This window comes from Actinomycetospora succinea (assembly GCF_004363095.1).
In the GTDB taxonomy this organism is placed as follows: Bacteria; Actinomycetota; Actinomycetes; order Mycobacteriales; family Pseudonocardiaceae; genus Actinomycetospora; species Actinomycetospora succinea.
Genome location: NZ_SNYO01000001.1, coordinates 264,437 through 285,859 on the forward strand (window position 1 = coordinate 264,437; position 21,423 = coordinate 285,859).

At 75.5% G+C, this 21,423-nt stretch carries 21 protein-coding genes and 1 pseudogene; 13 read left to right on the forward strand and 9 right to left on the reverse strand.

Going from position 1 to position 21,423, the window contains the following annotated elements:
• Positions 1–78: 78 nt before the first annotated feature.
• The 4 genes and pseudogenes from EV188_RS01285 to EV188_RS33300 all read left to right on the forward strand — a co-directional run bounded on the left by EV188_RS01285 (position 79) and on the right by EV188_RS33300 (position 5,066).
• Positions 79–828, forward strand: a complete 750-nt coding sequence (locus EV188_RS01285) for a ComF family protein (RefSeq protein ID WP_208113934.1) — start codon at positions 79–81, stop codon at positions 826–828.
• A gap of 220 nt (positions 829–1,048) precedes the next feature.
• A complete protein-coding gene (gene hpf, locus EV188_RS01290; RefSeq protein ID WP_133824435.1) occupies positions 1,049–1,732 on the forward strand; it encodes a ribosome hibernation-promoting factor, HPF/YfiA family in 684 nt (227 codons plus the stop codon).
• Between the two features lie 139 nt (positions 1,733–1,871).
• Positions 1,872–4,735: pseudogene (secA, locus tag EV188_RS01295) on the forward strand (preprotein translocase subunit SecA).
• 79 nt (positions 4,736–4,814) lie between these two features.
• Positions 4,815–5,066: an SEC-C metal-binding domain-containing protein gene (locus EV188_RS33300; RefSeq protein WP_481726158.1), complete on the forward strand. Its 252-nt coding sequence runs from the start codon at positions 4,815–4,817 to the stop codon at positions 5,064–5,066.
• Between the two features lie 16 nt (positions 5,067–5,082).
• Here the strand turns inward: EV188_RS33300 and EV188_RS01300 are convergent, their stop codons facing one another.
• Together EV188_RS01300 and EV188_RS01305 are read right to left on the reverse strand one after the other, a co-directional pair.
• Entirely contained in the window at positions 5,083–5,604 is a 522-nt protein-coding gene (locus EV188_RS01300) for an Rv3235 family protein (RefSeq protein WP_133824437.1), read from the reverse strand.
• Between the two features lie 116 nt (positions 5,605–5,720).
• A complete protein-coding gene (locus EV188_RS01305; protein WP_133824438.1) occupies positions 5,721–6,497 on the reverse strand; it encodes a TrmH family RNA methyltransferase in 777 nt (258 codons plus the stop codon).
• Positions 6,498–6,563: 66 nt separating this feature from the next.
• Between EV188_RS01305 and EV188_RS01310 the strand changes: the two genes are divergently transcribed.
• From EV188_RS01310 to EV188_RS01330, 5 genes are all read left to right on the forward strand, one after another.
• Positions 6,564–7,979, forward strand: a complete 1,416-nt coding sequence (locus EV188_RS01310; RefSeq protein ID WP_133824439.1) for a WS/DGAT/MGAT family O-acyltransferase — start codon at positions 6,564–6,566, stop codon at positions 7,977–7,979.
• Positions 7,980–7,989: 10 nt separating this feature from the next.
• Complete coding sequence (locus tag EV188_RS01315) at positions 7,990–8,946, forward strand: patatin-like phospholipase family protein (RefSeq protein ID WP_166659666.1); 957 nt, start codon at positions 7,990–7,992, stop codon at positions 8,944–8,946.
• On the forward strand, positions 8,943–9,446 hold the full coding sequence (locus EV188_RS01320) for a DUF6912 family protein (RefSeq protein ID WP_133824441.1): 504 nt from the start codon (positions 8,943–8,945) through the stop codon (positions 9,444–9,446). The genes EV188_RS01315 and EV188_RS01320 overlap by 4 nt, the downstream gene beginning before the upstream one ends.
• A gap of 79 nt (positions 9,447–9,525) precedes the next feature.
• Positions 9,526–10,134 (forward strand): hypothetical protein, encoded by a 609-nt coding sequence (locus EV188_RS31310; protein ID WP_166659667.1) that lies wholly within the window; start codon positions 9,526–9,528, stop codon positions 10,132–10,134.
• Positions 10,135–10,179: 45 nt separating this feature from the next.
• Positions 10,180–12,207, forward strand: coding sequence for an HNH endonuclease signature motif containing protein (locus EV188_RS01330; protein ID WP_133824442.1), 2,028 nt, complete (start codon positions 10,180–10,182; stop codon positions 12,205–12,207).
• Positions 12,208–12,252: 45 nt separating this feature from the next.
• Here EV188_RS01330 and EV188_RS01335 read toward each other — a convergent pair whose 3' ends face one another.
• Genes EV188_RS01335 through EV188_RS01345 form a run of 3 tightly spaced genes read right to left on the reverse strand, consistent with a single transcriptional unit; the run spans position 12,253 to position 14,810 of the window.
• Entirely contained in the window at positions 12,253–12,729 is a 477-nt protein-coding gene (locus EV188_RS01335) for an SRPBCC family protein (RefSeq protein ID WP_133824443.1), read from the reverse strand.
• 32 nt (positions 12,730–12,761) lie between these two features.
• The gene (locus EV188_RS01340) at positions 12,762–13,535 is read right to left on the reverse strand and encodes a DUF5710 domain-containing protein (protein ID WP_133824444.1); all 774 of its coding nucleotides are present in this window, start codon (positions 13,533–13,535) and stop codon (positions 12,762–12,764) included.
• Between the two features lie 36 nt (positions 13,536–13,571).
• A complete protein-coding gene (locus EV188_RS01345) occupies positions 13,572–14,810 on the reverse strand; it encodes an FAD-binding domain-containing protein (RefSeq protein ID WP_133824445.1) in 1,239 nt (412 codons plus the stop codon).
• 37 nt (positions 14,811–14,847) lie between these two features.
• Here EV188_RS01345 and EV188_RS01350 point away from each other — a divergent pair, with 37 nt between their 5' ends.
• Both EV188_RS01350 and EV188_RS01355 read left to right on the forward strand, forming a co-directional pair.
• Positions 14,848–15,441 carry a nucleoside/nucleotide kinase family protein gene (locus EV188_RS01350; protein WP_133824446.1) on the forward strand — a complete coding sequence of 198 codons (594 nt, stop codon included), beginning with the start codon at positions 14,848–14,850 and terminating at the stop codon, positions 15,439–15,441.
• Between the two features lie 97 nt (positions 15,442–15,538).
• Positions 15,539–15,964 (forward strand): ester cyclase, encoded by a 426-nt coding sequence (locus tag EV188_RS01355; RefSeq protein ID WP_133824447.1) that lies wholly within the window; start codon positions 15,539–15,541, stop codon positions 15,962–15,964.
• Here the strand turns inward: EV188_RS01355 and EV188_RS01360 are convergent.
• Genes EV188_RS01360 through aroA form a run of 3 tightly spaced genes read right to left on the reverse strand, consistent with a single transcriptional unit; the run spans position 15,961 to position 19,329 of the window.
• Positions 15,961–16,983, reverse strand: coding sequence for a cation diffusion facilitator family transporter (locus EV188_RS01360; protein WP_133824448.1), 1,023 nt, complete (start codon positions 16,981–16,983; stop codon positions 15,961–15,963). The genes EV188_RS01355 and EV188_RS01360 overlap by 4 nt on opposite strands.
• Positions 16,980–18,005, reverse strand: a complete 1,026-nt coding sequence (gene rsgA / locus EV188_RS01365) for a ribosome small subunit-dependent GTPase A (protein WP_133824449.1) — start codon at positions 18,003–18,005, stop codon at positions 16,980–16,982. Before rsgA ends, EV188_RS01360 begins: the two co-directional genes overlap by 4 nt.
• Before the next feature lie 10 nt (positions 18,006–18,015).
• Positions 18,016–19,329 (reverse strand): 3-phosphoshikimate 1-carboxyvinyltransferase, encoded by a 1,314-nt coding sequence (gene aroA, locus EV188_RS01370; protein WP_133824450.1) that lies wholly within the window; start codon positions 19,327–19,329, stop codon positions 18,016–18,018.
• Positions 19,330–19,384: 55 nt separating this feature from the next.
• On the opposite strand from aroA, the gene EV188_RS01375 reads away from it, so the two are divergent.
• Together EV188_RS01375 and EV188_RS01380 are read left to right on the forward strand one after the other, a co-directional pair.
• A complete protein-coding gene (locus EV188_RS01375) occupies positions 19,385–20,167 on the forward strand; it encodes an SOS response-associated peptidase (RefSeq protein WP_133824451.1) in 783 nt (260 codons plus the stop codon).
• Positions 20,164–20,778 (forward strand): alpha/beta hydrolase family protein, encoded by a 615-nt coding sequence (locus EV188_RS01380; RefSeq protein WP_133824452.1) that lies wholly within the window; start codon positions 20,164–20,166, stop codon positions 20,776–20,778. The genes EV188_RS01375 and EV188_RS01380 overlap by 4 nt, the downstream gene beginning before the upstream one ends.
• On the opposite strand, the gene EV188_RS01385 is transcribed toward EV188_RS01380, so the two are convergent.
• Entirely contained in the window at positions 20,775–21,350 is a 576-nt protein-coding gene (locus tag EV188_RS01385; protein WP_133824453.1) for a TetR family transcriptional regulator, read from the reverse strand. The two genes, EV188_RS01380 and EV188_RS01385, sit on opposite strands and share 4 nt — an antisense overlap.
• Positions 21,351–21,423: the final 73 nt, after the last annotated feature.

The window sequence follows — 21,423 nt, forward strand, 5'->3', positions numbered from 1 at the left end:
CCCCATCGGCCGAACGCGTCCCCAGGCCCGCGGGCCGGAGCTGGCCCCGGGCAGGGGTCCGGCCCGACCCTGGTCGACGTGGCCCGCCGGACCGACCGCCCGCTGCACGAGGCGTTCCTCGCGCTCGCCGACCTGGTGCTCCCGTCGCCGTGCGCCGGGTGCGGGCTCGACGGCGAGCGCTGGTGCGCGGCGTGCCGCGACCGGTGGCGGCAGCCGGCACTGCTCGACCTGCCGGACCTGCCGCCCGTCCTCGCGCTCGCGCCCTACGCGGGCAGCCCGCGCGAGGTCCTGCTGTCCTACAAGGAGCGCGGCCGCCGCGAGCTCGCCCGCCCGCTCGCCGAGCTGGTCACCGACGCGCTGCGGGCCGGCGGGGTGCCGCCCGCGGCGCTCGTGCCCGCGCCGTCGCGGCCGTCCGCCGCCCGGGCCCGCGGCGGCGACCACATGGCCCGGCTGGCCCGGGCGGTGGTGGCGTCGAGCCGGTCGCGCGGGGAGGTGCCGTGCGTGTCCCGCGCCCTGGCGATGGGCCGCGGCGCGCTCGACGCCGTCGGGCTCGACGCGGCCGCCCGCGCGGACAACCTGGCCCGTCACCTGCGGCTGCGGCCGCGCGGGCTGCCCCCGCCGGGGTGCGCGGTGGCGCTGCTCGACGACGTCCTGACCACCGGCGCGACGGCCCGGGCCGCCGCGGGCCTGCTCGCGGCGGCCGGCCGGCCGGTCGACGTGGTGGTCGTGCTGACCGTGGCCGGGTCGCGTGGCCGGCGGACGCTCACCCGGGTGGGGTCGGACGGGCAACCGGGTGGTCACCCACCCGGGCGCCGACACGCTGCGTGAACCACCCGCGCGGGTGTCGTCCGAGAGGTCGTCTCCGGACGGATCGGACCTTCCATCAGAACGGGAGTTGTCACTACGGTGACGCCTCACATCCTGAGTCGGTGAACGACAGGAGGCGCGAACGCAGTTTCGACGCGGTCCCGGTCCCGGCGAGGCATGCCGATCCGATCCCTCCCCGACGAGCGGGCCGCGCACCGTATCCCCAGACCGGGAGGTCGTCTTGGAGATCGTTGTCTGCGGACGGAACGTCGAAGTCCCTGAACACTTCCGCGAGCACACGGCAGACAAACTGGGCCGTCTCGAGCGCTACGACCACAAGATCGTCCGGATGGAGGTCCAGCTCTCCCACGAGCCGAACCCCCGTCGTTCCAAGAACTGCCAGCGCGTGGAGATCACCGGTCGCGGACGCGGCCCCGTGGTGCGCGGCGAAGGGTGCTCCAACGACTTCTACTGCGCGATGGACCAGGCCGTCGCGCGCCTCGAGGCCCGCATGCGCCGCGCGCACGACCGCCGTCGCGTGAGCCACGGCCGCCGCGTGCCGACCTCGGTCGCGCAGGCGACCGGCGGCCTGACCGTCCCGGAGGCCGCCGTCGGCTCCTCCGCCGCGGCGGCCACCGAGGTGCTCGAGCGCGAGGTGCCCGCCGAGGGCTGGGAGATCGACGTTCCGGCCGCCCGCGTGCCGGCCGACGACACCGCGGCCCTCGAGGACATCGACCCGTACCTGCCCGGACAGGTGGTGCGCACCAAGGAGCACCACGCGATCCCCATGACGATCGACGACGCGCTCTCGCAGATGGAGCTCGTCGGCCACGACTTCTTCCTGTTCTCCGACAAGGACTCCGGCCGACCGAGCGTCGTGTACCGCCGCCACGGCTACGCCTACGGCGTCATCGCGCTGGTCTGAGGCTCGACAGGACAGCGGGCACCGGGCCCGTTCCCCGCAACGCCTACGATGGGGAACGGGCCGGTGCCGCTGTGTACCCCGCGGCGTGTGCCGGGCCCGCAGAACCGTGGCGCCGAGTAGGACGAGCGAGGTCACCACCGTGGTCCTGAACCGACTGCTGCGGGCGGGCGAGACGCGCACGGTCAAGCGCCTCGGCAAGATCGCGGATTACGTCGACACGTTCGCCGACGAGACCGCCGAGCTGACCGACGACGAGCTCCGGGCGAAGACCGTCGAGTTCCGCGAGCGCTTCGCGGACGGCGAGTCGCTGGACGACCTGCTGCCCGAGGCCTTCGCGGTCGTCCGCGAGGCGGCCTCGCGCACCCTCGGCCAGTTCCACTACCCCGTGCAGCTCATGGGCGGGGCGGCGCTGCACGAGGGCAACGTCGCCGAGATGCGCACCGGTGAGGGCAAGACGCTGGTCTCGACGCTCCCGGCGTATCTCAACGCCATCTCCGGCGAGCCCGTGCACGTCATCACGGTCAACGACTACCTGGCCCAGCGCGACTCGCAGTGGATGGGCCGCGTGCACCGCTTCCTCGGGCTCACGGTCGGCGCCATCTACTCGGGCATGCCCGGCGACGAGCGCCGCCGCGCCTACGAGGCCGACATCACCTACGGCACGAACAACGAATTCGGCTTCGACTTCCTGCGCGACAACATGGCCTGGTCGAAGACCGAGTGCGTGCAGCGCGGCCACGCGTTCGCGGTGGTCGACGAGGTCGACTCGATCCTCATCGACGAGGCCCGCACGCCGCTGATCATCTCCGGGCCCGCGGAGCAGAGCGCGCGCTGGTACACCGAGTTCGCCCGCCTGGCGCCGAAGATGACGCGCGACGTCCACTACGAGGTCGACGAGCGCAAGAAGACGATCGGTGTCACCGAGGAGGGCGTGTCCTTCATCGAGGACCAGCTCGGCATCGACAACCTCTACGAGGCCGCGAACACCCCGCTCGTCGGATACCTGAACAACGCGATCAAGGTCAAGGAGCTCTTCCTCCGCGACAAGGACTACATCGTCCGCGACGGCGAGGTCCTGATCGTCGACGAGTTCACCGGCCGCGTGCTGGTCGGGCGCCGCTACAACGAGGGTCTCCACCAGGCGATCGAGGCGAAGGAAGGCGTCGAGATCAAGCCGGAGAACCAGACGCTGGCGACGATCACGCTGCAGAACTACTTCCGCCTCTACGACAAGCTCTCCGGGATGACCGGTACCGCCCAGACCGAGGCGGCCGAGCTGTCGAAGACCTACAAGCTCGGCGTGGTCAGCATCCCGACCAACCGCCCGCCGCAGCGCGTCGACCAGGCCGACCTCGTCTACAAGACCGAGCCGGCCAAGTTCGAGGCCGTCGCCGACGACGTGGCCGAGCACTACGAGCGCGGCCAGCCGGTGCTGATCGGCACCACGAGCGTCGAGCGCTCCGAGTACCTGGCGAAGCTGCTCACGGAACGGGGCGTGCCGCACTCGGTGCTCAACGCCAAGTTCCACGAGCAGGAGGCCCAGATCATCGCCGAGGCCGGCCGGGCCGGCGCGGTCACGGTGGCCACCAACATGGCCGGTCGCGGCACCGACATCGTGCTCGGCGGCAACCCCGACTTCATCGCCGACCAGCGCCTGCGCGCCAAGGGTCTCGACCCCGTGGACACGCGCGAGGAGTACGAGGCGGCGTGGGACGACACGCTCGCCGCGGTGAAGGACGAGGTCGAGCGCGAGGCCGAGGACGTCAAGGAGTCCGGCGGCCTGTACGTGCTGGGCACCGAGCGCCACGAGTCGCGGCGCATCGACAACCAGCTGCGCGGCCGCTCCGGGCGTCAGGGCGACCCGGGGGAGTCGCGGTTCTACCTGTCGCTGGGCGACGAGCTCATGCGGCGGTTCAACGGCGCCATGGTCGAGTCGATCATGACGCGGTTCAACCTGCCCGAGGACATGCCCATCGAGGCCAAGATGGTCTCGCGGGCCATCCGCAGCGCCCAGACGCAGGTCGAGCAGCAGAACTTCGAGGCCCGCAAGGACGTCCTCGAGTACGACGAGGTGATGAACCAGCAGCGCACGGTGATCTACGCCGAGCGCCACCGCGTCCTCGAGGGCGAGAACCTGTCCGACCAGGTCCAGAACATGATCGTCGACGTGGTCACGGCCTACGTCGACGGCGCGACCGCCGAGGGCTACAGCGAGGACTGGGACCTCGAGAAGCTCTGGACGGGCCTGGGGCAGCTCTACCCGGTCGGGGTCCGCTGGGAGGACCTCGTCGAGGAGCACGACGACATCGACCGCGACTTCCTGGTCGAGGTGCTCACCGAGGACGCGCTCGAGTCGTACGCGCGCCGCGAGGCCGAGATCGACCAGATCGCCCCCGAGGGCGGGATGCGCGAGCTGGAGCGCCAGGTCGTCCTCTCGGTGCTCGACCGCAAGTGGCGCGAGCACCTGTACGAGATGGACTACCTCAAGCAGGGCATCGGCCTGCGGGCGCTCGCGCAGCGCGACCCGAAGATCGAGTACAAGCGCGAGGGCTTCGAGATGTTCTCCTCCATGATGGAGGGCATCCGCGAGGAGTCCGTCGCGTTCCTGTTCAACCTGACCATCCAGGTCGAGGAGCAGGCGCCCGTCGACGCGGTGCCGGGGGCGAACCCGTCCACCGACACCAACGTCCAGGCGGCCATCACGCCCGACACGCCCGACCCGCGCACCAGCCAGACCCGCACCACCGCGGGCGCGGCGCCGCTGCCGGTCGACCCGCGCCTCACCGGCGCGCCGACCAGCGCGATCCCGGTGCCGCAGCGGGCGCCCGGCGGCCAGGGCGGCCCCGTGCCGCCGGGGGCGATGCCGCCGGCGGGGGCGCCTCCCCAGCAGCCGCAGGCGCCAGCGGCCCAGGTGCCCACCGGGCGCAGCGGACGCAACCGTCCCGGTCGCGGCCCGGCGCCGGAGACGCAGCGGCCCGGGAACGGCCAGGGCGGCCGGCGTAGCCAGCCCGCGGCGCAGGAGGCGGACGGCGGGCCGGTCACGGCCGCGGGGCCCGCGCTCTCGCAGCTCGACCAGAGCGCGATGCCCGAGGCGTTCCGCGGCGCGGGCCTCGGCGGCCGCCGCTCGCAGGAGCTGAGCTACAGCGGCCCCGACGAGGACGGCCAGGCCGCCCGGCACGCGGCGGGCGACGGCAACGGCGGCGGTCGCGCCGCCCGGTCCAACCCGCAGCAGGCCCGGCGCGCCGACACCCCGTCGCGCAACGCGCCCTGCCCGTGCGGCTCGGGGCGCAAGTACAAGCAGTGCCACGGGGCGCCGCCCCGGACGCCGGGCTGATCCTGGGCCGACGCGCCTACCCCGGCCACAGCGTCACCAGGTGCCACCGGCCTGGGTCGGCGGGCCCGTCGTCCACGCGCTCGAGCCGGGCGGCGAGGGCCCGGGCACGGTCCTGACCGGGGAGGACGGCCGCCACCTCGGCGGCGCGCAGCCCGACCGCGCACACCCGCAGCCCGCGCAGGGCGGCTCCGGGTGGGCCCGGGCGTGTCCGTGCCGCCGAGCGGGGTGACGGCGCGGCGCGGACGAGCGTGGCCAGCGCGTCGGGCGTGAGCAGGGCGTCGAGGTGCCGCGGCGGCCGGCGCCCGGCGAGGACGTCGCCGACCGCGGTGAGCAGGCGCGCCGCCAGCGGGCGCAGGGCGGCGGCGAGGCGGTCGAGGTCGTGCTGGGCGTGCCGGGCGTCCCGGGTCGGCGGTGGGGCCGGTCCGGCGGGCGCCGCCGGGCCGGCGAGCACCTCGTCGAGCGGGCGCACTCGCGGGGCGGGCACGGCACCCACCCGCCGGGCGCGGGCAGGGGCGGTCGCGGGGACGGCGGAGCTCACGGCGATCACGGGTCCTCCCGGCACACGCGGCGGGCGGGGCCGGGGGAGGACCGGTCCGCGGGAACGGGACCGAGGCTAGGCGCGCGGCCGCGTCCGGGAGGGCCGTTCGGGAGAAGTCAGCCCCGGCGCCGGGCCAGCTCGAAGCACGCCACCGAGGCGGCGACGGCGGCGTTGAGCGACTCGACGCCCTCGGCCAGCGGGATCGTCACCGTCCCGTGCAGCTCGGCGCGCACGTCGTCGGTGAGCCCGTCGGTCTCGCCGCCCACGACGAGGGCGACGCGGTCGGGGAGCTCGGCGTCGAACAGGGAAGTCTCGGCGAGCCCGTCCAGCCCGAACAACAGGAACCCGGCCCCGGCCAGGGCGTCGAGGCCGTCGGCGGCCGTGCGGGCGCGCAGCACGGGGGCGTGGAACGCGACGCCGGCCGAGGCCTTGATCACGAGTGGGTCGATGGACGGGGCGCCGCGCCGGGGCAGCAGCACGCCCTCGAGGCCGGCGCCGGTGGCCGAGCGCAGGATCATGCCGACGTTCGCCGGGTTGGTCAGGCCGTCGAGCACGAGCACGCGGGCGGGCGCGTCGGGGGCTAGGTCGTCGAGGAAGTGCTCGAGCGGCCGCATCCGCGGGGCGACGACGTCGGCGAGCACCCCCTGGTCCTGGCGCCCGTTGCCGGCGAGGACCTTCACCCGCTGCGCCGACGCCCGCTGCAGCACCAGGCCGCGGGCCCGGGCGGCCTCGGTGAAGGTGCGCACGGCGTCGCGGTCGGCGCCCTCGGCGAGCACGACCTTGTCGACCTCCAGCGCGGGGTCGCCGAGGGCCTCGAGCACCGGCTTGCGCCCGTACACCGTCACGAAGGCGTCCTTCGGTGAGACGGGGCGTGAACCGGGTGAGGGCGACATCACGACCAGCCTGGCAGACCGCCCGACCCCCGGCCCCGGCTCGGTCCCTGTGCGACGATCGCGACCATGCCGGACCGCCTGTCGGCGCTGGACGCCTCGTTCCTCTACATGGATCAACCGACGACTCCGATGCACGTCGGGAGCGTGTCCATCTTCCGGAAGCCACGGTCCGGGTTCGACTACGACGGCCTCGTCGACCTGATCTCGAGCCGGATCGGGCTGGTCCCGCGCTACCGCCAGAAGATCCGCGAGGTCCCCGGCCGCATGGCCCGTCCGGTGTGGATCGACGACGTCGACTTCGACGTCACCTACCACGTGCGGCGCTCCGCGCTGCCGCCTCCGGGCACCGAGCGGGCGCTGTGCGACCTCGTCGCGCGCCTCATGTCGCGGCCGCTGGACCACACCCGGCCGCTGTGGGAGATGTACCTCGTCGACGGGCTCTCCGGCGGGCGCGTGGCCCTGGTCACCAAGACCCACCAGGCGATGGTGGACGGGGTCGCGTCGATCGACATCGGCCAGGTCGTGCTCGACGACACCGCGAGCGGGCGCCCGACCCCCGAGGACGAGTGGACGGCCCGCCGGGAGCCGTCGTCGTGGCAGCTGATCTACGACGCCGTGAGCGAGAACGTCTCCCGCCCCGGCAACGCCGTCGAGGCGGCCCGGGACGCGGTGCGGGACGCGGCGGACACCGTCACGAAGGTCGCGGGCGTGGCCGGCGGCCTGTTCTCGGCGGTGCGCACGGCGGTGCGCCCGGCGCCGGTGAGCCCGCTGAACGTGCCGATCTCCACCCAGCGCCGCTTCTCGATGACCCGCACCGACCTCGAGGACTACCGCGCCGTCCGCCGCGCCCACGGCGGCACGATCAACGACGTCGTGCTAGCCGTGATCTCGGGGGCGCTGCGCAACTGGCTGCTCTCGCGGGGCGCGACGGTGTCGCCGACGACGACGATGCGCGCGATGGTGCCGCTGTCGGTGCGCGGGGACGCCGAGACGACGGGGTCGATCGCGGGCGCCGGGCTGCTCGGCAACCAGATCGCGTCGTTCCTGGTCGACCTGCCCGTCGGCGAGCCCAACCCGGTCCTGCGGATGCACCACGTCGCGCACGCGATGCGGGAGCACAAGGAGTCGGGCCAGTCGGTCGGGGCGAACGCGCTGGTCCGGGTGGGCGGGTTCGCGCCGCCGACGCTGCACGCGCTGGGCGCGCGGGCCGCCAACGGCTTCGCGCGGCGCCTGTTCAACCTCGTCGTCTCCAACGTCCCGGGCCCGCAGCACGCGCTGTACGCGGCGGGGGCGCGGATGCTCGAGATGTACCCGGTGGTGCCGCTGGCGAAGGGGCAGTCGCTCGCGGTGGGCCTGACGTCCTACGACGGCGGGGTGTTCTACGGCTTCAACGCCGACCGCGACTCGATGGCCGACGTCGACGAGCTGGGTGAGCTCGTCACCGAGTCGCTGGCGGAGCTGCGGGCGACGGTGCCGCGGTGAGGGGCCTGCGGTGAGCCTGGGCCTGGTGCTGGGCACCGGCGGTCAGCTGGGCTACGCGTGGACGATCGCGGCGCTGACGACCTGGGAGCAGGAGACCGGGCGCGACGCGCGCGAGGCGGACGTGCTGATCGGGACCTCGGCGGGCTCGGTGATCGCCGCGGCGCTGGCCAGCGGGGTGCCGGTGGCGGACATGCTCGCGCAGCTGCTCGACCCGCCGCCCGCGCCGTCACGGCCGAAGGGTGCCCCACAGTCGACGGCGCGGCGGGGCCTGCCCCCGATGCCGCGGGTCGGGCCCGGGTCGCTGCGGCTGCTGGGCGAGATCGCCCGCAGCCCGCGCCGCTTCCCGCCGCTGGCGTTCGGGGCGGCGCTGCTGCCGACCGGCCGCGGCGACACCACCGGCCTGCACCGCTGGGCCACGAAGTGGGCGCACGAGCAGTGGCCGGAGGCGCCGCAGGTGCGGATCGTCGCGATGGACTACGACAGCGGCGCCCGGGTGCCGTTCGGGCGGACCGGGGCACCGCCCGCGTCGATGGCCGAGGCGGCGACGGCGTCGTGCGCGGTGCCGGGCTGGTTCTCGCCCGTGCGGATCGGCGGGCAGCGCTACGTCGACGGCGGCGTGTGCTCGGCGACGTCGGCGGACCTGCTGCTCGACCCCGACCTGCCCCGCGTCGACGAGGCCCTCGTGCTCGTGCCCCTGGCCCGGTCGGGGGAGTCGCCGGACGTGTGGTCGAATCCCGTCGGGGCCACGGACGGCTGGCTGCGCGGGCTGATCGGCGGACGCTCGGCCCGGGAGATCGCCCGGGTGCGCGCGGCCGGGATCACCGTGACCGAGCACGCGCCGGACGCCGAGGACCGGGCCGTGACCGGCTGGAACGTCATGGATCCCCGCAAGCAGGCCGAGGTCGCGCAGGTCGCGCTGCGGACGACGGCGGCGCGCTGGGAGCGGGAGAGGACAGGGGAACGGTGAGGATCTACGTCCCGGCCACGGTGGCCGGCCTGCGGCGGCTGCTCGACGACGAGCAGCTGCAACCGCTCTCGGGCACCGCCTTCGCCCTGACGCCGCGCCTGCGCGAGGCGTACGCGTCGGGCGACGACGAGGAGCTCGAGTACGTGGCGATGAGCGAGGCGGCGCGGGCGTCGCTGCGCCTGCTGGCCACCGAGCTGGCCGAGGACCCGTCGGCGCCGCCGCGGCGGGCGGTGGTCAGCGCGGACGTCGACGACGTGACCCTGCGTCCCGACCTCGACGACGCCGTGGTGCGGGTGGCGGGCCCGATCCCGATGGCGCGGCTCGCGGCCGTCCACCTCGACCTCGAGGAGGCCGGCGGCGCCGTGCGGGCCGCGGCGGCGGTCGTGGACGCCGCCGACCTCGGCGACCCGGACGCGGAGTTCACCCTCGGCGAGGCCGAGGACCACGAGCTCGCCTGGTACGGCGTGCAGGAGCTCCCGTTCGTGCTCGAGCTGCTCTGATCTCATACCTCCGGGGGAGACGGATCCGGTCCCTCGGGGTGATTCGCGCTGTCGGGGGACGGTCCTACCGTCCCCGGGCATGAGCCGCGCCGCGACGACCTCGAGCCCTCCTCGTGCCGTCGCGGCGGGGCCTGTCCCCGGGGGGCGCGGTGGCGGCCTCCGGCGCACGGCCGGGCGTCGCCTGGCCTACGGCCTCGGCCTGCTCCCCGCCTCCGCGGGGGTGATGACGGCGGTGGCGATCAGCGGCCCCGCCGGCGGTGTGGACGCCGCGCGGCGGCACCTCGTCTGCGGCGGCTTCACCCCGTCGTCCGTGCGCGACCGGGTCCGCGGCGCCCGGGTGATGGTGCACGGGGTGCTCGGGGTCGTGGTCGGGCTGCTCTTCTGGTGGCTGGCCTGGATGGCGCTGCTGGCCACCGCGCGGGGCCCGTTCTACGGGTTCGTCGTCGCCGGGCCGTACGACGACGCCTGGGGCGGCCCGGGCCTCGTCGGGGCGTGGGCGGCGCACGCGTGGGCGTGGGTCGGGGTGCTGGTGGTCGTGGCGCTGCTGTGGTGGGGGCTCGCGGCGCTGCACGTGCGGCTCACCGAGTACGTGCTGGGCACCCGCCGGCGGCGGTGGGTCCTGCCCGTGGCGGCGGTGGTGGTCCTCGCCGCGGTGCTGCTCGTCGTGGGCTGGGCGCGGCAGATCTGAGCGAAGCGTCCGTGAGTGTCGGTGGTGGCCGGTAGACTCGAACACATGTTCGATGACGGCTACCAGGAGGTGCCGGCGGGGCTCGAGGAGCTCCCCGTCGGCGCCGGGCTGGCCGCCGTGCTCGAACGGATCGATCCGCTGCGGGTGTCGCCGTACGACACGGTGCGGCTCGTGGCCGCCCAGCACCGCCAGCTCGCCCACCAGCAGGCGTGCTTCCACGTCGCGGCGCGCGAGGCGTCGCTAGCCGACCCCGCGGCGCCGGGCGGGCGTGCCGAGCTCGACGTGCCGGCGGCCGGCGACGAGCTGCGGGCGGTGCTGGCGGCGTCGCGCACGGCGGTGGGCCGGGTGCTCGACCTCGCCGAGGCCGCCGAGCGCCACCCCCGCCTCGGGGCGGCGTGGCAGGCGGGGCGGGTCGACGAGCAGCGGGTGGCGATCCTCGTGCGCCGGACCGCGCCGCTGTCGCAGGAGCACGCGTCCGAGGTGATCGAGCGGCTCGTGGACGAGGCGGGATCGCTGACGCTGTCGCGGCTGATCGACAAGGTCGAGGCGCTGGCCAAGGCGCTCGACCCGGAGTGGGCGGAGAAGCTCTACCGGCGGCACCGTCGCCAGCGCCGGGTACGGGCACGCTGCACCGAGGCCGGCACGGTGAACATCTCGGCGATGGACCTGCCGCTGCCGGGCGGGGTGACCACGACCCGCCGGATCCACGCGCTGGCCGCGCGGGCCCAGGCCGCGGGACACCCCGGGCTGATCGACACCATCCGCGCCGACACCTTCCTGGCCGTGTGGGATCCCGCCCACGCGGGCGCCTCCGAGGAGGAGATCGTCGCGGCGGTGCTCGCGGCCGCCCTGCCCGACGACCCGCAGCCACGGCGCACGCCGGACCCGGCCGATGCTCCGCCGGAGGACCCGCCGTCGACCCCGTCCCGCAGGCGGCGGTCGACGCGGCAGTCGCGGTTCGAGCTGCGGGTCGGCCTGGCGACGCTGCTCCGGATCGACGACCGCCCGGCCCGGCTGCCCGGCTGGGGCGTCGTCCCGGCGGGCACGGCCCGCGAGCTCGCCGCGGCGTACGGCGACGCCGAGTGGCGGGTGGCGGTCACCGACGAGAGCGGGGCGCTGATCGCCGCCCTGATCACGCGCCACCGCCCGAGCGAGGCGACCACCACGCCGCAGGAGCCGCCCATCGAGGGTGCGCCGCGACCGGTGGTCGAACTGCACGTCCCTGAGGCGGCGCTCGACGCCCTGCGCCCCGGCGACTTCCCGGGCTGGGCGCGGCTGCTCACCGACCTGCAGCACCAGCTCGCCTGCTGGCGCACCGCCCGCGCCGAGGACCGTGCCGCCCGGGAAGCGGAGCAGCGTGCCGCCGAGCAGCGCGCGGCCGAGGAACGAGCGGCCAAGGAGTGGGCCGCGGAGCAACGAGCCGCCGAGGACCAGACGGCCGAGGACCGAGCTTCCGAGCTCAGCCCTGCCTCCGAGTGTTCGGCGGCCGACGCTCCCGGCAATCCGACCGCCGGGCTGTCGCCGTTCGGTCAGACCATCGGGCCGGACGCCGCCGCGTGGGAGCGGATCGCGGCGCGGCGGCGTCGAAGGGCCCGGGAGGCCGTCGCCCGCTTCCCGTCGGCGGCGTTGCGGCGCTGGATCACGATGCGCGACCGCTCCTGCGTCTTCCCGCCGTGCGGGGCGTCGGCGCTCGAGGCGGAGATCGACCACACCCTGTCGGTGCTCGAGCGCGGGCTCACCGTCGGGTCGAACCTGGGCCCGGCCTGCGGACACGACCACGACCTCAAGGACCAGGGCTGGCAGCTCGACCAGCCCCGGCCGGGCTGGTTCAGGTGGACCAGCCCCACCGGTCACACCTACGACCGCCCGCCACGGCCGGTGGTCGACGACCTCCCGGCGGCCCATCCGCCGGCCGTCCGGTCGAGCGCCGAGCCGCACCAGTACGCCGACGACGGGCCCCTCTGGGAGAACGACCCGTACCCGCGGACACCGGCGCGAGCTCCGGCGCCCGAGACACCCCCACCGACCGGCCGCCCGCCACCGCCGGACGACCCGGATCCGCCGCCGTTCTGACGATCGACGCGCGCGGCCTCGACCGGCCCGAGGAGCGGTGCTTCCTCAGGGCCGCTCGAGGTACGCCGCGAGGTTGGCCAGCGACGAGGCGATGCCGATCTCGTGCACGGCCTGGTCGATGCCCGAGGGGACGTCGGTGGCGGTGACGACGACCTCGGTGCCGTCGTCCACCGGCGCGAGGCTCCAGGTCATCGTCATCGTGCCGGCGTAGGCGGGGTCCTCGGAGTCGAAGACGGCGCGCTGCACCACGGTCTCGCCGGGCACGAGGTCGGCGAACTCCACGTCGACGACATCCTGGGCGTCCGAGGTCTTGCCGGGCGCGTCGGTGGGGTCGAGGTAGGTCAGCACCATGCGGAAGCCGCCGCCGGGCCGTGGGTCGAAGTGCTCGAGGCGCCCCGTCATGCCCTCCGGCGGCAACCAGGCCTCGAGCCGCTCGCCCTCGACGAGCGCGGCGTAGACGTCCTCGGGGGTGGCGGCGATGGTCCGGCTCCCGCGGTCGGTGCGGCCCTCGAGGCGACTCATGGGGGCGAGGCTAGCGAGCGGTCCGGCCGCGCTCACAGCTCCCGCGTCCAGGTGCCCAGCCGCCGCGCCACGGCGTAGAGCTCGTCGATCTCGTCGTCGGCCAGCACCGCGGGCAGGGCCGTGATCAGCCGCGGGAGCCCGGCCGGCGTCGCGACGAGGACGCCCTCCGGGGTCGACCCGCCCGGCGCGGTGGTCACCGACGCGGCGACGACGGCGAGGGCGCCCGTCGCGGGCGGCGCCACCCCGGGGTCGTCGCTCCGCGCGGCCCCGAGGAGCCGTCCGGCGCGCTCGGCCTCGGCCCGTATGCGGGGCACGTGGTCGACGGGCTCGCGGTCGACGGTCATCCGGTCGCCGTCGACGCGCACGGCCCGCCCGTGGTGGTGCTCGGTGTTCACGACGACCAGGCCCGGCGGGCCGAGCAGGACGTGGTCGAGGTCGCCGTGCCCCGGCCCCGTCGGCACGGCGTGCAGCACCCGCCACGGCGGGCGGCGCTGCGCGAGCGGGCCCGCCTCGGTCATCCCGCGCAACGCCTCCGCGAGCCGCACCTCGCCCTCGGCGCCCGCCGGCCAGGACCGCCCGCTCCGGTCGTCGGCCGGACCCGGCGTCCGCGCGGCGAGGTCCTGGTCCTCGTCAGCAGGTGGAGGACCAGCCGGAGCCGGCACCGGCAACCACCGCGCGAGTTCCGGCATCCCGGGCCGCGGGGCGTACCAGCGTTTCGCCCGCCAGTCCCACTGCGCGCCGGCGGCCTTGGCGTCGTCCTTCTCCCCGAACGGCACGTCCAGCCACGGCTGCTGCTCGCGGACCATGGCTCACCCTGGCACGAGACCCGGACACAGGGCCGCTCACCGGTCCGGCTGCGCCGGCATCCCCTTGCGCCAGGCCGTGAACGACTGCATCCGCCCGGCGCGCGGCCGGAAGAGCCACGGGTACGGGTGCACGACGGCCGGCTCGAGCTCGGCGGCGCGCCGCCGGAAGCCGGGCACCGGCGCGAAGGTCACGGCGAGGCGGCGCCCGGCGAGCTCGTCGGCCACCCGCCCGCGGTGGATCTCGACGGGCCGCCGGGTCGCGAGGTCGGCCAGCGTCTCGGCGAGGAACACCAGCCGCTTGCCCGAGAGCGTCAGCCGCCGCAGCAACGGCTCGTCGAAGCAGAACACCGCCGGGACGTCGGGGTGCGCGGCCAGGGCAGGGTCGGCGTCGCCGAGCGACTCCGCGGTCAGCCACACGGCGTCGACCTCCCCCGACGGCGACGACTCCGGCCCCGCGGTCACCGCCGGGTCGGGGTCGCCGCGCAGCAGGTCCGAGATCGGGGCCCGGGTGGTGCGCTCGTCCGCCGGCCACGACGCCACCGGGCACGCGTCGCGCAGCGCGCACCCGCGGCACAGGGACGGCGCCCGCTTCTGCACCTGCCACCGCGAGAACGCGTAGGCCTTCCCGTTGCCCGCGCCCGTCGTCCACTGCCAGTTCAGGCGGTTGGCGGCCCGGGAGCCGTCGAGGAGGTGGGTGAAGAACGCCTCCTCGCCGTCGCGCCAGCGGGCGCCGGCGCGCACGGTCCACTGGCTGGCCAGCCACATCCGCGTCTGGTTCACCAGCCAGCCGTCGGTGTGGAGCTCCTCGAGGGTCGCGTCCATGCACGCCATGTCCCGCGGCCACGGCTCGTCCCACGGCTCCGGCGGTGACGGCGGGTGGGCGCGCAGCTCCTCGCGCAGCGCGGGCTCGCCGTCGCGGCCGAAGCGGGCGTAGAGGTGCCGGGTGAACTCCTGCCAGGTCAGCTCGTCGCGGTACTTGCGGCGGTCGTTCGCCGGCGCGTCGGCGACGTGGTCCCACAGCGCGGGCAGGCCGACGAGCTGGTAGCGGATGTACGGCGACATCCGCGAGGCCCCGCGCCGCGACTCGGGCAGCACCTGGTTGCGACGGCCCGCGTAGCCGGTGACGTCGAGCGCGGCCAGCGCCGCGTCGGCCGCGGTCTGCCCGCCGCGGAACGAGCGCGACGCGGCAGGGGTGTCGCACGCGAGGTCGGCGAGGTGCTCGCGGACGAACGCCACCGCGGCGTCGGGGCCCGGCGCGGGCACGGGGAGCTGCATCCACCAGCGGTACCCCGTCGTGGGCAATCATGCGCGGGTGACCATCGACCACCTCCTCGACGCCGCCCGCGCCGACGGACGCCGCCGCCTGCTCGGGATCGTCGGCGGCCCCGGCGCGGGCAAGTCCACGCTCGCGGCGTCGCTCGCGGGCCCCGGCGTCGCGGTGGTCGGGATGGACGGCTGGCACCTCGCGAACTCCGTCCTCGACCGCCTGGGCCGCCGCGACCGCAAGGGCGCCCCCGACACCTTCGACGCCGCGGGCTACGTCGCCTTCCTCGACCGCGTCCGCTCGCGGGAGACGACGGTGTGGGCGCCCGAGTTCCGCCGCGAGGTCGAGGAGCCGATCGCCGGGGCGCTCGAGGTCCCGCCCGACGCCCTCGTCGTCGTCACCGAGGGCAACTACCTGCTGCTCGACGACCCGCCCTGGGACGGCATCAGGGCGCTGCTCGACGAGGCGTGGTTCGTCGCGCCCGACGAGGACGTGCGCCGCGCCCGGCTCGTCGCGCGCCACGAGCACCACGGCCGCAGCCACGCGGAGGCCGTCGCCCGCGCGGACGGCAGCGACGCCGCGAACGCCCGGGTCATCGCTGCCACCGCACACCGGGCCGACCGCGTCGTCGAGAGCGGCTGACCACCCGTCGGGACCAACCCCGACCACGTTCGGTGGTGCCTCCTCCGACGAACCAGGGCCATCCTGCTGTGACTCGCGACACAGAAGGGGCACGGCCATGGGGATCGACGAGCTCGCGCGCCAGACCATCGACAACTTCAACCGCGCCGACTGGGACGCCATGCGGGCGATGATGGGACCGGATTCGGTCTACGAGGAGCCCGCCACCGGCCGCGTCCTCACCGGCGCCGACGACATCCTCACCGCTCTGCGCGACTGGCGCACCGGCGTCCCGGACTGCACCGGCGAGGTCGTCCGGATCGTCACCGACGGCGACCTGGCCGTCCTCGAGCTCGTCTGGCGCGGCACCCAGTCCGGGCCGCTCTCCGCGGGCGCCACGACGATCCCGCCGACCGGGCGCGCCTTCACGTCGTGGGCGTCGATGTGGCAGACCTGGCGCGACGACAAGCTCGTCGCGAACCGCCACCACCAGGACATGCTCGGCATGCTCGTCCAGCTCGGCGTGGTCCCGGCGCCCGCCTAACGAGCGTCGTGCTCGCGCTGCCAGGTGGCCAGCAGGGTGCCGTAGCGCTCGAGCACGGCGGCGCGCATGTCCGGGTCGGTGCGCGGCACGGGCTCGATGAAGACCTGGTCGAGGTCGGGGAACCGGTCGTGCAGCTCGTCGTCGAGCCGCACGCACGCGCGTTCGAGGTCGGCGGCCGTGAGGGTGTCGACGAAGTCGACGCGCGCGCAGAGCAGGACGCTGTCGGTGCCGGTGAGCATCGACTGCAGGTCGACGACCGTGTCGACCTCGGGGGCGTCGGCCAGGTGGTCGAACACCGCCCGCAGCACCCGCGGCTCCGCGGACCGGCCGATCAGCAGGTTCTTGTTCGTGCGCCCGAGTGCGTAGGCGACGAACACCAGCAGCAGGCCGATCATGATCGACGCGACGCCGTCCCACACCGAGGAGCCGGTCAGCTGGTGCAGGCCGACGCCGAGCGCCGCGAAGACCAGGCCCACGAGCGCCGCGGAGTCCTCGAACAGCACGCTCTTGACCGTCGGGTCGTCGGACAGCCGCAGGTAGCGCACGAGCGAGAGCCGCAGCTCGCGCTTCTCCCGCCACACCTGCCGCACGGCCTGCTGCCACGACGTGCCCTCGATGAGGAACGACAGGAGCAGCACCCCGTACGCGACCCAGGCGTACTGCTCCTCGGCGGGGTCGCGGGGGTGCTCGACGATCGTCCGGATGCCCTCGATGATCGAGTAGGCGGCGCCGGTGACGAACACGGAGACCGCCGCGATCATCGCCCAGAAGAAGCGCTCCTTGCCGTAGCCGAAGGGGTGGCTGCGGTCCGGACGGCGCCCGGAGCGGCGCAGCGCGGTGACGAGGAAGACCTCGGTGGTGGTGTCGGCGACCGAGTGCGCCGCCTCCGCGAGCATCGCCGACGAGCCGGTGAGCAGCCCGGCGACCAGCTTGAGCACGCCGACCAGCACGTTCGACGCCAGCGCGAGCAGGACGGTGAGCGTGGACTCCCCACCGGTGGAGCCCTCGTCCTCGCTCACGTCTCCCACGCCGGCGTGCGGAGTGCCTCCAGCACCCGGCGCAGCGCCTCCTTGCGGGCGGGGGAGAGGCGGCCGGCCGCGACCTCCGCGTCCAGCGCGCACTCCGGGTCGGCCGGCGGACCGAGGTGCCCGCAGCCCCGCGGGCACTCCTCGATCGCCGCGGCCAGGTCGCCGAACGCCGCCACGACGTCGTCCGGGGCGATGTGGGCCAGTCCGAAGGACCGGATGCCCGGGGTGTCGATCACCCAGCCGTCGAGGTCCGGCAGGGCCAGGGCCACCGCCGACGTCGACGTGTGCCGCCCCTTGCCGACCCCGGAGACCTCGCCGACCGCCCGGTCGGCATCCGGGACCAGCTGGTTGACCAGCGTCGACTTGCCCACCCCGGAGTGCCCGATGAGCGCCGACACCCGGCCTGCGACGACCTCGCGCAGCGCGGCGGGGTCCTCGTCGGCGCGGGTGACGACGACGGTGAGGTCGAGGGCGGCGTAGTTGGCGGCGAACTCGTCGGGGTCGGCGAGGTCGGCCTTCGTCAGGCAGAGCACCGGCTCCAGCCCGCCCGCGTAGGCGGCGACCAGGGCGCGGTCGACGAAGCCGGTGCGCGGGACCGGGTCCGCCAGCGCCGTGACGATCACCAGGTGCGAGGCGTTGGCGACGACCACCCGCTCGTAGGGGTCGGTGTCGTCGGCGGTCCGGCGCAGGACGCTCGAGCGCTCGGCGACCCGCACGATCCGCGCGAGCGCGTCCTCGCCACCGGAGACGTCCCCGACGAGCCCGACCTGGTCGCCGACGACGACGGGCGTGCGCCCCAGCTCGCGGGCCCGCATGGCGACGACGCGCAGCTCCGGGTCGTCGTCCGGGGCGCACGTCCACCGCCCGCGGTCGACCCCGACGACCATCGCCTCCGTTGCGTCGGCGTGCTCGGGGCGGCGCTTGCTGCGCGGGCGCGTGCCCCGGCCGGGCCGGATCCGGACGTCGGACTCGTCGAGCCGGGACGCCGCGCCCCGCCCGCCGCCGCGTGTCACCCTCCCGGCCTCAGACCCCGACCCCGGCGCCGACGAGCTCGGGCCAGTCGGTGGCGAAGTCGGGGAGGGTCTTCGTGGTCGCGGCGACGTCGTCGATCGTCACGCCGGGCACGACGAGCCCGACGATCGCGCCGGCGGTGGCCATCCGGTGGTCGGCGTAGGCCCGCCAGGGCCGCGTCGGCGCGCCGAGCGGCGCCGGGGCGATCTCCAGCCCGTCCTCGGTCTCGGCGACGCGCGCGCCGACGGTGCCGAGCTCGGCGACGAGGGCGGCCAGGCGGTCGGTCTCGTGCCCGCGGATGTGCGCGACCCCGCGCAGCCGCGACGACGCCCCGTCCCGCGCGGCGAGTGCGGCCAGGGCGGCGACGGTGGGCGTCAGCTCGCTGACCTCGTGCAGGTCGACGTCGACGCCGGTCAGCCGGTCGGGCCCGCGCACGGTCAGGCCCTCGGCGGTCAGCGTGACCTGCGCGCCGAACGCCTCCAGCACGCGGCGCACCACGCCGCCGGGCTGCAGGTCGGTGTCGGGCCAGCCGGCGATCGTCACCTCGCCCGCCGTGGCCACCGCGGCGGCCAGGTACACGGCGGCCCCGGACAGGTCGGGCTCGACGTCGATGTCCGCGGGGGCGGTGACGGGACCGGGGGCGACGTGCCAGCGCGCCGCGTCCTCGGCGACCGTCACGCCCGCGGAGCGCAGCATCGCCACGGTCATCGCGACGTGCGGCAGCGACGGGACGCCGCGCGCGCCGGAGTGGGTGACGGTGACCCCGCGCGCGTAGCGGGCGCCCGAGAGCAGCAGGCCCGAGACGAACTGGCTCGAGGCCGACGCGTCCACGGTGACCTCGCCGCCGACCGGGTGCGGACCGCCCGCCACGGTCAGCGGCAGCGCCTCGCCGGTGACCGCCACGCCCAGCCCGCGCAGGCCCTCGACGATCCCGCCCATCGGCCGCTCGCGGGCGCGCGGGTCGCCGTCGAGCACCACGGGATCGTCGGCGAGCGCGGCCAGCGGCGGGACGAAGCGCATCACCGTGCCCGCGAGGCCGCAGTCGACGTGCGCGGCGCGGAAGGTCGCCGGGGCGGTGATGGCGATGTCGAGGGTGCCGGCGCGGCCCTCGGAGGTCGTCACGTCGGCGCCGAGCGCCTCCAGGGCGCCCGCCATCAGGGTCGTGTCGCGCGAGCGGGCGGCGCCCCGGACGCGGCGGGTGACGCCGTCGGTGCCGAGGGCGGCGAGCACCAGCGCCCGGTTGGTGACCGACTTCGACCCGGGCACCGACACCGTGCCCCGCACCGGCGCGTCGGCGGTCGGGGCGGCCCAGGGCTGATCGGTCATGCGCACATCCTCTCGCGATCGCCGCCGTGTCGGACCCCGGTGCCAGGATGGAGGCATGTGCGGCCGCTACAGCCAGGCCAAGGACCCCGCCACCCTCGCCGAGGAGTTCGACGCCGTCGACGCCACCGACGGGGCGTGGCCGGGCCCCGAGTACAACGTCGCGCCCACCGAGACCGTGATCGGCGTGGTCGACCGGCACCCCCGCGACGCGAACGGGCAGGCCGACCCGCAGGCCCTCGAGCGCAGCCTGCGGGCCATGCGCTGGGGGCTGGTGCCGGGGTGGGCCGACGACCCGAAGGTCGGCAGCCGAATGATCAACGCGCGGTCCGACTCGCTGACCAGCAAGCCCGCGTTCCGCCGCGCGGTCAAGGGACGCCGCTGCCTGCTCCCCGCCGACGGCTGGTTCGAGTGGCAGAAGGACGGCCCCGGCGGGCGGAAGGTGCCGTACTTCATCACCCTGCCGGGCGGGAAGTCGCTCGCGTTCGCGGGGCTGTGGGAGACCTGGCGGCCCAAGGACGCGCCCAAGGACACCTCGCCGCTGATCAGCACCACCGTGGTCACCATCGACGCCGCCGGCCCGCTGGTCGACATCCACCACCGGATGCCGCTGGTGCTGCCCGCCGAGCGCTGGAAGGCCTGGCTCGACCCCGACAACGACGACCCCACCGACCTCCTCGAGCCGCCCCCGCCCGAGCTGCTCACGTCGTTCGAGCTGCGCCAGGTGTCCACCAAGGTCAACAACGTGAAGAACCACGGGCCGGAGCTCGTCGAGGAGAGCCACGACGAGCCCGAGCAGCAGGGCCTGGAGCTGGATCTCGACGTGCCCGCGACTCAATGATCACGGTCGAGACCCCCCACGGCCCGGCGCAGGTCCAGCTCGACGAGCCCGACGGCGCGCCGCGCGGGCTGCTCGTGCTCGGCCACGGCGCCGGCGGGGGCATCGAGGCGCCCGACCTGCTCGGGGCGCGCTCCGCGGCCCGCGACGCCGGGCTCGCGGTCGCCCGCGTGCTCCAGCCCTACCGCGTGGCGAACCGCAAGGCCCCGCCGCCCGCGGCGCACCTCGACGCCGCCTGGGCCGCTGTGCTCGCGGCGCTCACCGAGCGGTTCCCGGACACCCCGCAGGTCCACGGCGGACGCTCCTCGGGCGCGCGCGTCGCCTGCCGCGGGGCCGCGACGCTCGGCCCGGTCGCCGTCCTCGCGCTCGCGTTCCCGCTGCTGGCGCCGGCCCGCCGCGACGGCACCCGGCCCGACCGCGGACCGGAGATCGACGCGGTCACGGTGCCCGTGCTGGCGGTCTCCGGCGAGCGCGACCGCTTCGGCATCCCGGAGCCGACGGCGACCCGCGAGGTCGTCGTCCTCGCGGGCGACCACTCGCTGAAGGCGCGCGGGCCGGTCGCCGCGGCGGTCGGCCCCTGGCTGGAGAGGGTGCTGGCGCGCGCGACCGTCTAGCCCGGGGCGAACGCCCGCCGGGCCACGGCGTGCAGGGCCGTGCGGCGACGCGCGTGGTCGCCGGCCGGGTCGTCCGGCGCGGCCGCGATCACCGTCGCCGCGGGGGACCAGGACATCGACAGCGCGATGACCATCGAGTAGACGTCGCGCGGGTCGAGCTCGGGGTCGATCAGCCCCTCGGCCTGCGCGGTGCGGACGGCGTCCAGCTTCGCGGCGACGTCCTTCGCGGCGGTGGTGAGCAGGTCGCCGGTCGGCACGCGCTCGAGGCGCGCCCACGCCGCGAGCAGGATCACCGACGGCTTCTCGAGGTAGGCGTCGTAGAGCCGGACCGCGTAGCCCGCGAGGTCGGTGGCGTCGAACGGGACGAGGTCGACGATCAGCGCCAGGTGCTCGGCGAACACCGCGTCGAACAGGCCGTCCTTCGACGAGAACCACGCGTAGATCTGGGCCTTGTTGGCCTCGGCGGCGTCGGCGATCCGGTCGACGCGCGCGCCGGCGATGCCGTACCGCGAGAACTCCGCGGTCGCGGCGTCGAGCAGCCGGCGGCGGGTCGCCGTTCCGTCACGGGGCACGGCCGTGAGAGTAACCAACTGGTCGGTTACGTGCTACGGTCTCAAGTAACCAAACGGTTTGTTTGTCGAGGGA

What these genes read in the sequence shown, in the direction of transcription:
- EV188_RS33300 (WP_481726158.1), top strand. Translation starts at nt 4,815, where the DNA reads ATGCCCGAGGCGTTCCGCGGCGCGGGCCTCGGCGGCCGCCGCTCGCAG.
- EV188_RS01305 (WP_133824438.1), bottom strand. Translation starts at nt 6,497, where the DNA reads ATGTCGCCCTCACCCGGTTCACGCCCCGTCTCACCGAAGGACGCCTTC.
- EV188_RS01310 (WP_133824439.1), top strand. Translation starts at nt 6,564, where the DNA reads ATGCCGGACCGCCTGTCGGCGCTGGACGCCTCGTTCCTCTACATGGAT.
- EV188_RS31310 (WP_166659667.1), top strand. Translation starts at nt 9,526, where the DNA reads ATGAGCCGCGCCGCGACGACCTCGAGCCCTCCTCGTGCCGTCGCGGCG.
- EV188_RS01330 (WP_133824442.1), top strand. Translation starts at nt 10,180, where the DNA reads ATGTTCGATGACGGCTACCAGGAGGTGCCGGCGGGGCTCGAGGAGCTC.
- EV188_RS01335 (WP_133824443.1), bottom strand. Translation starts at nt 12,729, where the DNA reads ATGAGTCGCCTCGAGGGCCGCACCGACCGCGGGAGCCGGACCATCGCC.
- EV188_RS01340 (WP_133824444.1), bottom strand. Translation starts at nt 13,535, where the DNA reads ATGGTCCGCGAGCAGCAGCCGTGGCTGGACGTGCCGTTCGGGGAGAAG.
- EV188_RS01345 (WP_133824445.1), bottom strand. Translation starts at nt 14,810, where the DNA reads ATGCAGCTCCCCGTGCCCGCGCCGGGCCCCGACGCCGCGGTGGCGTTC.
- EV188_RS01355 (WP_133824447.1), top strand. Translation starts at nt 15,539, where the DNA reads ATGGGGATCGACGAGCTCGCGCGCCAGACCATCGACAACTTCAACCGC.
- aroA (WP_133824450.1), bottom strand. Translation starts at nt 19,329, where the DNA reads ATGACCGATCAGCCCTGGGCCGCCCCGACCGCCGACGCGCCGGTGCGG.
- EV188_RS01375 (WP_133824451.1), top strand. Translation starts at nt 19,385, where the DNA reads ATGTGCGGCCGCTACAGCCAGGCCAAGGACCCCGCCACCCTCGCCGAG.
- EV188_RS01380 (WP_133824452.1), top strand. Translation starts at nt 20,164, where the DNA reads ATGATCACGGTCGAGACCCCCCACGGCCCGGCGCAGGTCCAGCTCGAC.